The 16,011-nt window shown below is 64.4% G+C and carries 11 protein-coding genes; 5 read left to right on the top strand and 6 right to left on the bottom strand.

The features are described from left to right. The coding region (locus tag OXU42_08890) for a hypothetical protein (protein MDE0029497.1) at nt 1–2,125 on the bottom strand (2,125 nt) is incomplete at its 3' end. 624 nt (nt 2,126–2,749) lie between these two features. Here OXU42_08890 and OXU42_08885 point away from each other — a divergent pair. Continuing rightward, complete coding sequence (locus tag OXU42_08885) at nt 2,750–3,274, top strand: hypothetical protein (protein ID MDE0029496.1); 525 nt, start codon at nt 2,750–2,752, stop codon at nt 3,272–3,274. Between the two features lie 314 nt (nt 3,275–3,588). On the opposite strand, the gene OXU42_08880 is transcribed toward OXU42_08885, so the two are convergent. Further along, nucleotides 3,589–4,005 carry a hypothetical protein gene (locus OXU42_08880; protein ID MDE0029495.1) on the bottom strand — a complete coding sequence of 139 codons (417 nt, stop codon included), beginning with the start codon at nt 4,003–4,005 and terminating at the stop codon, nt 3,589–3,591. 367 nt (nt 4,006–4,372) lie between these two features. Between OXU42_08880 and OXU42_08875 the strand changes: the two genes are divergently transcribed. The 3 genes from OXU42_08875 to OXU42_08865 all read left to right on the top strand — a co-directional run bounded on the left by OXU42_08875 (nt 4,373) and on the right by OXU42_08865 (nt 9,439). Beyond that, nucleotides 4,373–7,366, top strand: a complete 2,994-nt coding sequence (locus OXU42_08875) for a relaxase domain-containing protein (protein ID MDE0029494.1) — start codon at nt 4,373–4,375, stop codon at nt 7,364–7,366. Between the two features lie 934 nt (nt 7,367–8,300). Next, the gene (locus OXU42_08870) at nt 8,301–8,480 is read left to right on the top strand and encodes a hypothetical protein (GenBank protein MDE0029493.1); all 180 of its coding nucleotides are present in this window, start codon (nt 8,301–8,303) and stop codon (nt 8,478–8,480) included. After that, nucleotides 8,468–9,439, top strand: a complete 972-nt coding sequence (locus OXU42_08865; protein ID MDE0029492.1) for a thermonuclease family protein — start codon at nt 8,468–8,470, stop codon at nt 9,437–9,439. The genes OXU42_08870 and OXU42_08865 overlap by 13 nt, the downstream gene beginning before the upstream one ends. A 25-nt stretch (nt 9,440–9,464) precedes the next feature. On the opposite strand, the gene OXU42_08860 is transcribed toward OXU42_08865, so the two are convergent. Further along, a complete protein-coding gene (locus tag OXU42_08860) occupies nt 9,465–12,371 on the bottom strand; it encodes a UvrD-helicase domain-containing protein (protein ID MDE0029491.1) in 2,907 nt (968 codons plus the stop codon). 489 nt (nt 12,372–12,860) lie between these two features. Here OXU42_08860 and OXU42_08855 point away from each other — a divergent pair, with 489 nt between their 5' ends. After that, nucleotides 12,861–13,199: a DUF1640 domain-containing protein gene (locus OXU42_08855; protein ID MDE0029490.1), complete on the top strand. Its 339-nt coding sequence runs from the start codon at nt 12,861–12,863 to the stop codon at nt 13,197–13,199. A gap of 271 nt (nt 13,200–13,470) precedes the next feature. On the opposite strand, the gene OXU42_08850 is transcribed toward OXU42_08855, so the two are convergent. The 3 genes from OXU42_08850 to OXU42_08840 form a co-directional block, all read right to left on the bottom strand. Continuing rightward, the gene (locus OXU42_08850; protein ID MDE0029489.1) at nt 13,471–13,662 is read right to left on the bottom strand and encodes a hypothetical protein; all 192 of its coding nucleotides are present in this window, start codon (nt 13,660–13,662) and stop codon (nt 13,471–13,473) included. Nucleotides 13,663–14,026: 364 nt separating this feature from the next. Continuing rightward, nucleotides 14,027–14,296 (bottom strand): hypothetical protein, encoded by a 270-nt coding sequence (locus tag OXU42_08845; protein MDE0029488.1) that lies wholly within the window; start codon nt 14,294–14,296, stop codon nt 14,027–14,029. A gap of 122 nt (nt 14,297–14,418) precedes the next feature. Beyond that, on the bottom strand, nt 14,419–16,011 hold a 1,593-nt coding region (locus OXU42_08840), incomplete at its 5' end, for a strawberry notch C-terminal domain-containing protein (protein ID MDE0029487.1).

Raw genomic sequence — 16,011 nt, 5'->3', positions numbered from 1 at the left:
GGGGCAATCTCAATTCCCCTCGACGCAACCCGATCATCACTTCGGCGAGCACGGATTCACGCAGTGCCGCGCATCCACCTTCGTTCAACGGGGCACGTATGTAGCTCCCCAGCTCCTGATTCCCTGCTCGGATCTGTCCAGACAGCGATCTCGCTGGCAACCGACCGACCAACTTGGCCACTTCAGCGGCCTCCAGCAGGCTCGGCGGACGCCGATGGAGATTCACGAACGTCGCCTCGGTACCGGGAACGCCGTTTTGTCGCCCTTTCGTCGCCACTATGAGTGCCTCCGCCATACCGGTGTCAGCCGAGAAGGCTCGGTCTGTATTGCCTGCGGATGCGACGGTAATCACGGCAACATTCGAGTATTGCTCGGCAAGCAAGTCCCTGGCCGGTTGCCACGAAGCGCCCTGAACCACAGCGATGGGTAACACAAGGGCGACGGCACCACCTGGCTTTACTTTGGCGTGAGCCAAGTCGATAAAGTTGGAAGCCAGACCGGCATTTCCGTGACCGGCGGGCTTTTTCAGCGCGTGACGGATTCGCGCCAATCGATTGGACATGGCGCGTTGTTCGTCGTTCGTTGTGCGAAACCCGGCAAAGGACGGTATTGGAACATCCGTCACCTCATGGTTGGTCGGCCGTGTGAAGGGAGGGTTCATGATCACGAGATCGACCGACTCGTGAGGGAGCCTGATATCCCGTATCTCGATCTCGCCCTGAGCGCCATGGACTTGTCGTTGCCCCGTTGCGAACAGAGCCAGTGTCTGATCAGCAGCGATTAGGTCGAGAGATCCGATGGCAGTCCCACCGTGGCTCTCTTCGTCGGTGCTGATCCCATAGGGCATGGTGTACACGCGGGTATTATCAAAGGCCACCGTTGGATGGACGCTGGATAGCTGCGAAGCGCATAGATGCGCCGCCGCAGGCATGATGTCTGCCGCCACTACGGAGTGCTCGATCATTCGTCGATGAACTTGGCCATCGTCGCCGCCGGCGTGGCGGTATCTGGAGAGAACCGCATGGTATGCGGCAGACAGCAGCGTGCCTGTACCACATGAAAGGTCGGCGATAGTGAGTTCCGGATACGTGTCGAGGCGGCTCCAATCAGTATCTAGTCGGCCTACGGATATTTCCGCCAAGAGGGTCGCACTTGTCGGCAAGGTGTAAAACGTGGCAAGGAACTTCCGGTCAACGATCAGGTTCTGGAACATCCGCCCGGCCAGGTCGTGCCGTGTGGTCACACCGAGGTCGGCGAGCCGATCAGCCACGGCAACCAGTGCGTCCAGAATCCTATTGGCCGTCGGCGCTCGTACAGGGACGAGAAGGTCGGACGCCACCTTGAAAATCGGCCAATAGTTGACCTCCTCCAGTATCCTTCGCCATGTGTCCAAAATTGGAATCTGAAGAGAGCCAAGCGCGTCAGCGCGAAGTCGCGCAACTGAGGGGATGTCGTGGGTGCCAGCGATCGTTGAATGGAATGTCAGCGCATTGGCGATAATGGTCATCGCCATACGGTTGGTCTGTTCTCCGCTACGCTGATTGAGCACCTCTCCCATGCTATTCTCGACATCGGTGAAGCCACTCTCGACGGCATCCTCGATGGCTTGGGTCGCAATGCGGACGCCACGTTCAAGAACCAGCATGCTCTCGTCAACCAAACGTTGCGACACCATAGCGTGCTCGATACACCGGACGATGTCGTCGATACCTCCGGTCAGCCAACCCGTCGCTGGCCAACGCGTCGGCGAGGTTGGAGCACCGGACAAGACGCAGTAGTCGAAATCGGCGGCCGCAATCCGCCCGGCTAGGCCGGCCTGATTGCGGCGCAGGGTTTCTGGAATGCGTACGGCGATGGCTTGCTCGATGGGATCGGCGGAGTTCCGGGGGATCAGGCCGAGCCTGGTCCTCGCGTCCTCTTCCACGGTGACGGCTGGCGCATACTCGGTCTCTACGACCACGGGTTGCGCATTCGGTGGCTGAACGAGAATATCCGGCCGCAGTCGTGGATGATCAGGAAAGACGCCGGTCTGCTCTACACCGAGATGGTTCTTCCAGAGCGGATGCTTGCCCCGCAAGACCTCGGCCAAGTGTCCGTTCAACGCAACTTCGCTGGTGCGCGCCATGTCGATTTGCAGATGGTGTAAGAATCAGAGGATACGTTTCATGGGAAGAGCGGGCGGGGCTTGTTTACACTCGCTGTCACCATGTCTGCTGCTCCAGCCGTCTCATTCCTATACCCGAAGATCGCGCGCAAGTCCATCAATGAGAAGCGCCATCTATGTCTGGACTCGACCACTCGCGTCTCCGTGAACGCGGTCACTTCCGCCGATCAGGCGTCGCGGTAATCGCCGGTGCCCCGTCGTCCTCGAAGACAATTGCACGGTCGCAGGCAGATTCCCTGCCGACTTCCTGAACAATGATCCCGAGATGCTCGACTTTGCGATTGGCCTCTTGTTGGGATACGATCCCTGAAAAGCCCGGCAACTTGAGCCTCCTTTCGTTTGACGTGTTTTCAGTGACGTGTTAGGGCGAGTCTGGGAGGTCGGGATGGACCTCCCAGAAGCCGGAGGGCAAGGTATTGCAAAACGATGATCCGAAGGACCGCCCGGCCCCCAAGCCAACGCCAAGGTCAGAGTTCGTAAGAAAGGACAGGGCACCGGTTTCGGTAACAGACACCGTCCAACCGCCTATCAACCCGCAGCCGCCAGCCCCGGACAATCCACCGCCGAAGGATGAGTAGGTGGGGAATGGACAGAGCCCGCGATGAATTGATGTTCGGAATTCGCCGATCCGTCCGATATCACTTGAGGCGACGCGCCTACTTCGAGTTCGTGGACCGGTTGTCTTCCTTCTTCCTGATCCTGCTAGGGTCCAGTGCAATGGCCGGTATTGCGCCTTACACGTGGATCGGCTTCTTGGTGGCAGTTGTGTCCAGCCTCAAGCTGATTTTTGTGCCAGGTCTGAGGGCCGGGGTCCATGCCCAGTTCGTCAAGGACTTCACGAGGCTGGAGCAAGAGCTGTCCCGGGACGACTCTGAGGAAACCTTCAGCAGAGCTAAGGCCATGCGACTAGACTTGGAGTCGACCGAACCGCCGATACTCCGGGTCCTGGATGCCATCTGCCATAATGAACTGGCTCGCGCTCAGGGGATTACGGATCCCAACGAGTATGTGCATCTGAGCACTCTCCAACGTCTCATGGCTCACCTTTTCAGTTGGCGGGAACACACATTGAAGAAGGGCGACCCAACTGGCGCGCGGGTATGGAGTTGACAGCAGTGCCGCATTCGGGAAAGAGCGATGTAAGAGATCCACTATCCCGACTGCTCGTGCTCGCCAGCCATCCCGGCACCCGCGTTGACATCAAGACCAACATTGTGCCGGTGTCTCCATTGACCGAGCCTGCCTTGTGTGACCGCGACGGGAAGCGCAGTCCGAGCACCTCATAGCCATTGGCTCTTGGGAAAGGACGGTTGCTCGGTACAAGGGTGAAGACCCTAAGCCGGTACCCAGCGCATCGCAGTGGTACGGCAAGAACGGCTTCTTTACGGAATTGCTCTCTTGCAGAGGTCAGTTCCGTCGCCGTCTCAGGGGATCTCAGGGCTCGCCCTTTCCTCCTTCAACTTCGCGGCTCCCTTTTGCGCCCGGCGGTATTCGCGCAGGTAGTTCAGCCGCCGCTCACGAAACTCCGGATCCTGCTGATAGCGCCGCTCATGGTATCCCCGATTGTACTCCCGGATCTTCTCCGGGTTCTTCTTCCTCCACTCCGCCTGTCTCGCAAGCCGTTTGCGCCGAAACCCAGGGTCCTCCCGGCACCGCCGCCTCGCGTACTCGCGCATGTAATCCGTTCGCTTCCGTTTCAGGGGTGTCCGGCTCACGCGGCCCTCCGTCAAATCGCTGAGCAGGTGCACACGATCCCCGAGCTCGCACCAACGGCGCGTCTCCGCCAGTTCCTCGGGTGTCACCTTGGCGATTACCGCCAGCACACGTTCACTCAGTGCCATGGGATCATCCCGTCATGACTGGGAAAGAGGGTTGGCTTTAAGGAGAGCGAGATGCTCTTCAGCGAGGGTTTCGGCCTGCTGCTCGGTGAGGCCGCTCTCGGTCAGGCGCTCGACGAAGCGTCGAAGGCAATGGCCGCAGTGATGCCGGAACCATAGCAACCCCACCGGCGCGGGACAAGGAAAATCGAGACCTCCGAGGTGCCTCCAACGTGGGCCACTGCTTCAGTCAACCGACAATTGCCGCCATGAGGCGACAGGGCTGTGAAACCGTGGATTCGCGTCTTGTTCTCGTCCCAGAAAGCCTCTATGTGAGCATCATGGACCGACACGAACACCGCAAGCGCGCACCCTTTGGAGGGCGCAACGTATGGTAGCTTCCATCGGCGTGGTGGCCTCGCCGTCCCAGGGGGTGAGCTACTACCAACGCGACGGGTACTACGCGAAGGACGATCCGGCGCACCTCGAGGCGAGCGCCTGGGCGGGCAAGGGGGCGGAGGCGCTGGGGCTCGCCGGCCCGGTCGATCCCGACACGTTCCAGGCGATACTCGAAGGAAGGGTTCCCGACGGCCCGCACTTGGGCAGGCGCGGCAAGGAGGGAGAGATCGAGCACCGCCCCGGCCGGGACGTAACCATGTCGGCTCCCAAGTCGGTGTCGCTGGTGGCGATGATCGGCGGCGACGAGCGCATCGTGGAAGCGCACGACCGGGCGGTGCGGACGACGCTGGGCTGGGTCGAGAAGAACGCCGTGCTCACCCGGATGCAGGACGGGACTACCGGAGCGATGGTCCACGCCGGCGGCCAGAAGACGGTGGCCGCCACTTTCTGGCACGACACTTCCAGGAACCTGGATCCCCAACTCCATACTCACTGCGTCATCGCCAACATGGTACAGGGCGCGGACAGCCGCTGGCGCACCATGGTGAACGACGGGCTCTACCGTCAGCAGAAGGCGATCAGCGCGATCTACCGGGCGGAGCTGGCCGAGGGACTCGGACGTCTTGGCTACGAGCTGGAGCGCACCCACCCGGACGGGCGCTTCGAGATCTCAGGGATTCCGCGCGAGGTGATCGAGGCCTTTTCCACCCGCCGCGCGGAGATCGAGGCGGCGATGAAGGAACGGGGCTTCGACGACCCTTCCGACGACAAGCGCCTGGCGGACCGTGCGGCTCTCATGACACGGGCGGCCAAGCGCGACGTGGACAAAGGAGAGTTGCGCCAGGTCTGGGATCTCCAGGCGCAATCGCTCGGGTTCTCGCCCGAACCGATCATGGACCGGGCCGCGGAGCGAGAACCCGAGACCTCGACCTGGGCGCCAGCAGGCCGGGAGGCTCTGCTTTCCGGCGAGGAGTACTTCGTGACCGGCGCGGTGGACTGGGCGGTGGAGCACCTGTCGGAGCGCCAGGCGGTGTTCTCGCACGCGGATCTTCTGGCTGCAACGCTCTCGCAGGAGCCGGGCTCGGCCACGGTGCAGGAAGCGGAATGGGCCATCGAGGCGCTGGAGCGGGACGGGAAGCTTCACGGAGCCATCGGGCCGGAGCACGGCAGGCACTGGGCCACGGAGGCGGCGGTGGCGCGGGAATGGGAGACGGTCGAGCGGATGCGGGAGGGCAAGGACGCGGGCGAGCGGCTGATGCGCGGCTGGGTGGCGACCGCCAAGCTCCACCGTGGCCGGCTCAACGAAGGTCAGAAGGAGGCCGTGAAGCTCCTTCTCTCCTCAACGGACCGGGTGGTGGGAGTGCAGGGCTACGCGGGGACCGGGAAGACGACGATGCTCGACCGGTTCCGGTCCCTTGCGGAGAGCGCCGGCTACCGGGTGAAGGGGCTTGCGCCGTCCGCCTCGGCGGCGCGAACCTTGGGCCGGGAATCGGGAATACGGAGCGAGACCCTGCAACGCTACCTGACCCGTCATGCGGGAATCGTGGAGGGCCGGGCAACTCCCCGGAGTCTCCGGGAGCTTCGCGCGGCTCAAGCCAGGACGGTGCTAGTGGTGGACGAGTCCTCTCTGGCGTCCAGCGAGCAGATGAGGGGCCTGCTCCGCATCGCAACAGCGCTCCGGTTGCCGCGCGTGGTGCTGGTCGGGGACGAGAAGCAGCTCGACGGGGTGGAGGCTGGGAAGCCCTTCGCGCAGTTGAAGGCCGCGGGGATGGCCACGGCCGCGGTGGATGAGATCGTGCGCCAGCGCGACGTCGATCTCAAGGAAGCGGTGCGGGCGAGCCTGGCAGGGGAAGTGAGGATCGCCTTCGAAAAGCTTGGAGACAGGATAACGCGGGTGGAACCGGAGCATCTCGGCCGGGATGCGGCCGAGCGCTGGCTCGCATTGTCACCGGAGAAGCGCAAGACCGCGGGGGTGATCGCGCCGACGAGGGCGCTACGTGACGCGATCAACGAGACGATACGGGAAAGACTTCTCGCCGAAGGCGCGGTCCACGGCTCGGCGCACGAGGTTCGGAAGCTCGTTTCGCGCGGTCTCACCCGCGCCGAGATGACCCGATCAGGCAACTACGAAATCGGGGACACGGTAATTTTCAACCGCTGCTACAAGACCCTCGGCGTCGAGAAGAACGATGCACGCCAAGTCGCGCGGGTCGATGCCGGGGGCTCCCGGGTGCATCTCCGCGACGATCGCGGCAACCTGGTCGAGTGGAATCCTGTCCGGATCGCAGCGGCCAAGGGCGGGGTCGAGGTGTTCCGAAGCGAGACCATGGAGCTTCGGAGCGGCGACCGTATCCGGTTCACGCGCAACGATCCGTCCTCCGATCTCACCAACGGACAGGTTGCCGAGGTGGAATCCTTGGACAAGGACGGCGTCCGCTTCCGTCTGGAGGACGGCACGCCCGCCAAACTCGGCGGCAAGGATGCTCAACTGGGTCACATCGACCATGCCTGGGCTGCCACGATCCACTCCTTTCAGGGCCGGACGGTGGACCAAATCATTGCGGCAATGCCCGCCGGGAACCGCGAGCTGGTCAACCAGAAGTCCTTCTACGTTGCCATAAGCCGGGCGCGGGACGCGGCCGACCTCGTCACGGATGATCCCGAACGGCTCGCCGATCAGTTGCAACGGGTCACCGGGGAGCGGGTCGCGGCGCTCGATGCGGTGGCTCAGGAGGCCGAACTGGATGTCGGAAAGGAGGGTCAGGTGGCTTTCGACCTGGAAGTCGGGGAGGCTGAAAGCCCGAACGACGGTGTGGAACGCGCACCCGAAGTCGACCGGGAGAGCGACCGAACCGACGGGCGCGAGGGTTGGACGGATCCGGAGATGGAGCGGGACGGCGACCCGCAGGATTCCGCTCCCCAGTCCGAACGGGAAAACATGCCGGCGCCCGAGGAAATATTGCGCGAGTTGGATCTCGATCTCTGAGCCACCAGCCTTCCTTCCGGCCACGCCCAAAGCTCATTTCTCAGCGAGAACCATCCAGATTACGGGCGCGGTTTCGCCCAGGGCTTGCCCGAAGATGGGTCCATAGGGGGTTCCGCCATCACGGGCCTGCGCGGGTCTGTCACGAGCACGGAGCGATGCTCTGGGGAACCAACCTGGCATCTGCCATACTTCTGTCGGCGCATGCGCACCTTGGGAAAACGCCGAATCCTTGGGAAAGGCGCCTCCGCCGGTGGTCCACCCCGACTGGTGAACGCGGATCGTGTTACAGAAATCCCGTGAGATTCCGGGCATGTGTTTAACGCAAACACGGCGCTGGTACAGCTTGGTGTCAGCTTTCCCAAGGCCATGTATCGCGTCCGTGACGGCTCTGGCGAACGCCTGGGCAGTCGAGGCGCCGTCTGGCAGGGCCTGCAGCCTGCTGCGTGGCGTGTGAGAAAGTTAACGGGCGCCAGCCCGTCGGAACCGGCTCGGCGTTCAGACACAATGATGGTGAACGTTCGCAGGTCGTGCTGCGAGGGCAGAGCCGTCGTGGCGTTTGAGCGAGATGACCGACAGGTGATCTATGAGCGTGCTCCGCGTCGTCTTCTGATCGCGTGAGGTAACAGGACGCCGGGCGCGGCACAAACTACAAGTGAGGGAGTGTTGCACACTTCGCACAGCACGATGTCGAGGCCGCTGCATGGGACGGTGTCCCGGTCGGTGGTCACCGCGTCGCGCGGATCGGTCCGCAGATGTTGCCGCTCCACACGGAGTGCTGGCCGAAGGCGCGGCTTGCAACCGGCGCGAGGCCGCTGCATGGTGAAGGGAACATGATGGCAACGAGAAGTCATGCCTCGATGAACGACGCCATGTCAACCGATGCGATCCTTGGACGCCGCCGGCCCGCATCCACGGCCTTGCGGCGGTGGGCGCCATGACACCGGGGGAATTCATCGCCAAGTGGCGCGTGGTTGAACTGACGGAACGCTCGGCGTCGCAGTCGCACTTCAACGATCTGTGCAGGCTGCCGGGCGAGCCGATGCCGACGGACGCGGACCCCGCCGGCGAGTGGTGCTGCTTCGAGCGCGGGGCGCGGAAGCCATGCGTCGACTGATCCCCGTCCTGCTGTTCCTACTCACCGGCTGTGGAGGAGGGGGTACCTCCTCCTCCCCGCGGCTCGAAGCTCCCGAACCGCCGCGGGCCGTCCGTGTCGTCGACGCTGACACGATCGACATCGACGGCATCCGTTACAGGCTTCACGGCATCGACGCCCCCGAGTCCTACCAGACCTGCCGCGCCTGGGGGCAGACCTGGGAATGCGGCGAGGCGGCCACACAAGCCCTCCTGTCGCACGCCGACAATATCTCGTGCACAGGGGAAGCCTCGGACCGCTACGGCCGCGTTGTCGGCCGTTGTACGGCCCGTGGGGTCGACGTCAACGCATGGCTCGTCCGGGAGGGGTGGGCCCTGGCCGCCTACTCGACCGACTACAACGACGAGGAGGCCGACGCCCGCGCCCAACGCCGCGGCATCCACCGGGGGGTGTTCGTCGATCCCGCCGACCGACGCCGGGGCCAGCGCCTCAAAGGGGAGGACACCATCGCTGGCAACTTCACGCCGGGAACCGTCGACATCCCGCATCTCGCCAATGGCCTCCTGTGGGGCACCGTGACCGTTGACGGACAGCTACTCGATCACAGCGTCTTCGGCATCACCGCTGCCGGCGACGCCGTCTCCTTCGGCGACTGGCAGGCCACCGATCCCGACGTCACCGGGAGCGCCACGTGGACCGGCGACATGACCGCCATTACTCACGCTGGCGACGAGCGGGCCGCCGGCTCGGCTCGGCTCACGGTCAAGGACCTGGGGCGGCCGATCATGGATCTCACGCTGTCGAGCGCCGACGCCAGCGCATTCGCCGCGCTCCACTGGTCTGACATTCCGATTCACGAGGGAGCCTTCAGCGCAAGCGACGGCTCGATGCATGGACGCTTCTACGGCCCGCAACACCCCGAAGCAAGCGGCGTGTTCTACCGTGACGGGTGGCGCGGCGCGTTCGGCGTCAGTCGCTGACGATCTCGACAAAATACTTGTCGCCCTACCTGAGTCCCGTGCCCTTTTTCGATTTGCGCAGGTTTCTCGTATAGTCGCAGTCCGGCCAATTCGAGCAGCCGAGGAAACGACCGTAGGGGCCCATTCTGGTGTTCAGCCAGCCGTCGCACACCGGACAGGTCTCGATTTCCCCGCCGCAGTCGCGGCAGCGGTAAGCCTCACCGGATCTGACGGGAAGGCCGCTTCCGCACGCAGGGCAAGCACGCGCCGTTTGCTCGCAAAGCGGAAAATTCGAGCAACCATAGAAGACGCTTCCGTCGCGGGTGCTTTCGCGGCGCACAATCCGTCCGCGAGTGCATCGCGGACAGGATACATCGCCCTCCGGCGGACGACCGAACACGTTGACATCGTATCCGCCGTCGATCAACTCCGAAACGAATTCCGACGGCGGGCCGCCATCGGCAAGCAGGAAGACCTGCCGTCTTGCCCGGGTGATGGCCACATAGAGAAGGCGTCGCTCCTCGGCATTCGGATGAGCCTCGGGCGCTGCGAGCACCAGATCGAGCAGCGGGTCGTCGGCTATCTCGACGGGAAACCCGTGCTTCCCCGAACACAGACCGAGGATCACCGCATAGTCGGCCTCGAGACCCTTGGAACGGTGTATGGTCATCCAAGTGAAGCGAAGACCTGGATACTGCTTTGGCAGCGTGCTCAGATTGCGGGGCCGCAGATGCCGATAGCGGCCCAGCAGCAGCACTTCCGACGTTCCGTCGTGCTGGCTGGCATCCTCCGCGATCCGGTCGAGCGTCTCTTTGAGAAGCGAGAGTTTCTGCTCGCCGGGAAGTCCTACGTATACCGCGGGCCTGTCCGCCTTCCGCCTCGCGCGGACCCTCTTGCGGATTTGCGCGGGGTTGCGCAGCACGAAATCGGTAGCGACCGCAGCGATGCGGTCGGAGCAGCGGAACGTGGTAGTGAGATCGATGCGCTCGAACGCGCCGAAATGGTCTCCGAACTCCCGCATGACCGCGATGTCCGAGCCGCCGAACCGGTAGATTGCCTGCCAATCGTCGCCGACCGCGAACAACTGGGCGCCCGGCGTGCTGTCGAGGAGCGCCTTCAGCAACTGCGCGCGGGACGGCGAAATATCCTGGAACTCGTCCACCAGGATGTATCCGAACGGGCTGCGGTAACGTCCTTCCTCCACAAGACTGGTCGCACGGTTGATCATGTCGTGGAAGTCGATCTCCCCCGAGCGGGCCAGCGCTTCCTGGTAGCGCTCGAATATCGGCCGGAACACCGCAAGGAAAGCCTGCGCCCGCTCCCTGTCCCGATGGGCGCCGGCGCGTCCCTCGATGTCGGCAAAGGATATCCGACTGCCCTTGAAGTGCTGCAGGAAGGTCGCAACCAGCCGCGTGAACGGATCGATCCGCCCCTGTTGTTCGAGAGCGGCGAACACATCCTCCCGCGGTATCGGTGAAAGCTCCACATCATGGGCCGCAAGCTTGTCCGTCAGGTTGCGGAGCAGCCTGCCGTCAGTGTGTTCGTGACTGAAGGTTTCGATCAGGACGGTGCCGTGCTCGGCATGGACGCCACGCTTCCACGCCATTTCCCGTTGATATTGCTCCCGATCGACAAAAGGCGCCGTGTTTCCGGCGGCGTCGATCCCGAAGTGCTCGATATAGATGCGGTGTTCGGGAAGATGGAAGTCTGGCCTGTACTGGCGTTTCTCCGAGGTCGCCAGATCGTGCTCGTAGGGCGCTTCGTACTCGTAGGCGACCCCGTTGAGATAGAGGAAGTTCGCGATCTCGCACTCCTCGAAGCTGCGGACGGTTTCGCCCTTCAGCGAACGTATGTCGAACTTGCGGATGTAGTCGTGGTACTCGCCCCAGTTCCTGAACTCGTGCGCGCTCTTGTACGGCGCGAATCCCTCCTGGAACCATTCCCGCACCGTGGTCGAGAGTTCGCGGTCGGCGAGCATATCGGCCACGATTCCCTTGAGCAATTCGAACAGCGCTCGGTCGTTCTCTGCGGTCGCGGCGAGTGCCGGGCGCTTCCCTTCGGCTTCGCCGATGATCGCCAAGCCCAGGCCGTGGAAGGTGCGCACCGTCACGTCGCGGGCAATCGCGGCGCCGAGACGCTTGTCCATCCGCTCTTCCATCTCCTTGCGGGTGTCGCGCGCGAAGGCCAACAGAAGCAGTTCGGACGGCCTGCGATACCCCTTTCGGACGAGCCACCCTGTCTTGGCCACGATGACCGATGTCTTGCCGCTCCCGGCCGCGGCGACCACGAGATTGCGGCGCTCGTCGATGACAACCGCCCTGCGCTGCTCTTTCGTAAGCGGGCGAGCCTCGATCTGGTCGAAGAACTCGCGCGAGCGGCCCAGCTCGTTGACGACAAACGCCTTGTTGGCCTTCTCCCGGGCATCGGCCGGTGCTTCCAGAAAATCCAGGATGTCCCGCAGCAACTGGAACTCCGGGACATCCGACAGAACTTCCGGCCACCGCGCTGCTAAACTGCCGGCGACTGCTTGCGCATCGGCCTCAAGCTCGCGCAACGCGTCGGCCCTGAGGTATTTCGGAGGATCAGCAAGCTCGACTAGGCGGTGATGCACGGAGCGGAGCTTTCCGAGTTGCGGCGCAAGCGTACGTCGCCACCACTCACGTCGCGCCGTTTCGAGGGCATCGGCCAGAGCGAATGCGGCCGTTCGAGGCAAACCCGAAACATGCGAATCGCCCGCGGCATGGCGGATCCGAACGCCGGAATAGAGACTGCCGCCCGCCAGGTCGACAGCTTCCACATTACCCAAGGGTATGTCGGTGAAACGCGAACCGAAGACCAACTGGACCGCTTCGGCGCTCACCAAAGCCGCCTTGGCATGGCGCGGATGCAGGATCGCAAACAGGATCCTGGCCAGCCCTGTTCGCTTGGTCTCGAACAGGGTGCCCGCCGCCAAATTCGATGGATACCTGGATCGCCCGCCGTTTGGCGATGTCGAAGGGGGTGTGTTCAATTCTGGACCAGACCGAAAGTACTCAATGACTGAAGCGTGTGTCTATATCACGGACGAGAACGGCCCGGTAGATTCCGCCAGCTTGAGAACGCCCGTGCAGAAACCGTCCTTGCAAGTGTGCCGCCAATCGTTGGGAACGGCTCCTTGCTCGTGCGAAGGCGTCTGTCGGGACGCCCACGTATGTCATGGATGCGCAGGCTGACAACCATACAAGAAGGCCGTGGAGCCGATCGGAGGTGAGACGTGAGGGAACACGCGATCCATGCCGTAGATGCGCGGCAGCGCGGCGAGGCGCCGGGCGCCTTCCGCCCGAGCCACGGGGTGCTCGGCCTGTGCGGTCCAAGATGCGCACATGCGGGCTGCAAGAGCGGAGGCTCTGGTCGGAGGGCGATTTTCCTTGTCCCGCGCTAGTGGAGTTGCTATGGTCCAAGCATGGCCGAGGCTATTGCCTTCGACACTCATCGCTTTGTCAAGCGTCTCACCGAGAGCGGCTTCACCGAGAAGCAGGCCGAGACTCTCGCCGAGGAGCATGTCGCCTTCCTCAACACCAATCTCGCCACCAAGACCGATATCGCCGCGATCAAGGCCGACATTGCCAGGGTCGAGGCCGGCATGGATGCCCTGCGACAGGAGACCAAGGCCAATATCGAGGCCCTGCGGCAGGAAACCAGAGCCAGCATAGAGGCGGTGAAGGCGGATCTTCTGAAATGGCTGTTTGGCGCACTGATCGCCCAGGGCGGTCTGATCGTCACCCTGGTCAAACTGTTGTAGTTCCAAGCCTGCTTGCACGGGAGCCTCGGAGCGAATGCGGCCTCGTCTGAGCGCCGTGTTGGCATGGTGATGACTCGACGCTGGAGGTTTTTGCCCGGACTCCGCAAGCGCCTGATATCTATCCACAAATTCGGTGTAGGACTCCGTCCCCACTCAGACCAAAGCTCATGATGGTTCTCCTTCCTGGTTAATGACGATGGTTGACGAGCGTCTGGGGACCGGAGTCCTCCCTCCCCGGCCCCCTTCCGTTCACTTCTCTCAGGCCCCCCTTTCACTCCGTTCCGGCGATCAGCGCAGCGGTGACGGTGAGAGGATCTCCGCCGGCCGCATCCCGGGGGTCCGGACAGCTCCTGGCGTGCTCGTCGTCGATGACGTCCCGGACGGCGCCGGGGTTGAGCCCGATCTCTGCGAGCAGGTCGCTGCCTGTGAGGGTTTCCTCGAAGTCGAAGTCGGTAGGGAACATGGCCGTGCCTCCTTTGCTGCTTGCCGTGCCCGGCCTGCGCGAGGGAGACCTTCTCCCTCTCCTTCCGGGCGTTCGCCCCGCGAACGCTTTCCCCCGGCTCCAGGGAGAGGCTCCGGCCCCGGGGATTGCCCCCGGGCGCTCGGAGAACCGCACGTGGCGGCGTCGCGCCCGGATTCAGCGGAAATGCCGGCCTTGACGGCAATGCGGATCGCTGTTCGGCGGCTCCCGTGATCGTTCGCCCGGCGCCCAGGGTCGGGCCGAAGTGGCGGTCAAGTGCTGCGCGGGATGCGGCGCGGCAAGGAAGGTGCTTCGGCGAGTTCGAGGATGGCGAGCCTGCGGCGAAGCAACCCGGCCCGCCCGGGGTTCAGTGGCAGGAGTCGTTGCCGGTCTCGGGGCTTCCGGCGCACATGGAGCGGGCCGCGAGCGCGGTCCAGTCCTCCCTTGAGTGTCCGAGCCTGGCGTTCAGGCGGTCGCACAGCCGCTCGGCGGCATCGATGTCCAGGGCGACAAGCGCGGTCGGCACGTAGCCGTCCATGCCCTCGAAGACGATGCGGATCTGTTGCGGCTCGTCGCCGAGTTCGTAGCTTGGGCAGAACGCATAGTTCGGGTCGTCGGGCAGGGTCTGGGCAGTCATGCAGTGCTCCCTTCAGATGTGAAGCCCGTGGCCGCCGACCTGCCGGCTGTACGGACCCCCGGCGAGCCGGCAACAGGCGTGTACGACGGTCGGCCGGCGATACGTATGGCGCGGCGATGGCCTCAGGCGGCGAGCGGCCAGCGTTGGATGACGAGTTCGAGGAGATCGGGCCCCGGCGCGAAGATGCGCGTGCGCCACGAGACGATCTCGACCGTGCAGCCCATGCGCTTGAGAACCGCGGTGTCGGAATCGACGGGTCCCTCGATTTCGACCCGGTCGGCGCCCATGATGCGCCGCCTGGCGAGTCGCCAGCCATTGGCAAGCGCGAGGGCGGCGCCGCGTCGCATGACCGCGTCGAAGGCTTCGGCGCCGGTCATTGCGGGACCGCCCGCGAGGCCGAAGGCTGAACGCACGGCGCGAACCTGCTCGAAATCGAGCACGCGGCCGATGAGCGCTTCGCCGTCGTCTGTCCTGAGACGCCGCACCCTCATGTTCTCAGCCGGCAGACGATCCCAGACAGGCAGCAACAGCCCCGCCGCGAGCCAGAGCCGCGACTCCCGGTGGGACGGGAGGCCGGTGATCTCGTCCTCCCAGAGTGTGCGCCATTCGGCTTCGGGAGCTTTCCGCCAGTTCGAGGCGTCGAGCTCGGCCTTGGCCATGGAATCCCGCCCGGCGGGACGCAGCAGGCGGACGCGCTCCTGCACGCCGCCGTCGTCGAACAGGCCCGACGGCGCCGGAAGCACGACCGCGGCGCGGTTGGACTTTGCGTTCACCATCAATACCGGCCCACCGTCCGTCCGGGCGCCGGTCTCGAACGCTTCGTCGGCGGATGTCGGCTCCATCCTGTCGCGGCGCACGATCTCGACGAGCTCGGTAGCCGCGCCGCTGCCGGGATGCCTGTACAGCGTCTCCCTGCCGGCAGCGGCCAGGGAATCGGCCCTCACGGTCTCGACGCCGACCTCGTAGGTTCCGGCCTCCATGGCCTGTTCGATCCCCGCGGCGATGCGCTCCTCCAGTTCCGCGAAGAGCTGGTTCTGCTCGGCGATGGGAAGCGCCAGCAGCCTGTTGAGGAAGCGGGGCATGGGCGGCAGGTCCTCCTTGAGCGAGCCTTCCCAGGTGAGCTTCAGGCCGGTGGCGTCCTCGAACCGTGCCAGCGGCCAGCCTGGGATGTCGCCGCGCCAGAGCGCCAGGTAGAATCGCCTCAGGGCCGCCTTGGCGTAGAGGCTCTCGAGGTTGTCGCTCTCGCGGAACAGCGTCGCGTCGCTGCCGCCCATGGCAGTCTGGGAGTCGCGCTGGCCGCGGGTGATGGCGCCCAGGCTGTCCAGCCGGCGCGCGATCGTGGCGATGAACCTCCGCTCGCCCTTCACGTCCGTGGTGACCGGCCGGAAGAGCGGCGCTGAGGCCTGGTGGGTCCGGTGGGTGCGGCCGAGCCCCTGGATCGCCTGGTCGGCGCGCCAGCCGGGCTCCAGCAGGTAGTGTACCCGGCGCTCGGTGTTCGGGCACGAGAGGTCCGAGTGGTAGCTCCGCCCGGTGCCGCCGGCCATGGAGAACACCAGTATGTGCTTGGTCCCGTCCATGAACGCGGCGGTCTCGGCCAGGTTGGCGGAGGCCGGCCGGCTGCGGAGCGCCAGGCGATCGCCGCCCGCGTTACCCAGAATCCTGAGCACCCGGCGGGAGCGGCCCGTCACTTCCGCCACGGCCTCGTGGCCGAAGTG

This window comes from Deltaproteobacteria bacterium, assembly GCA_028818775.1.
Taxonomy (GTDB): Bacteria; Desulfobacterota; Binatia; order UBA9968; family JAJDTQ01; genus JAJDTQ01.
This window is presented reverse-complemented; position numbering and strand designations above follow the sequence as displayed.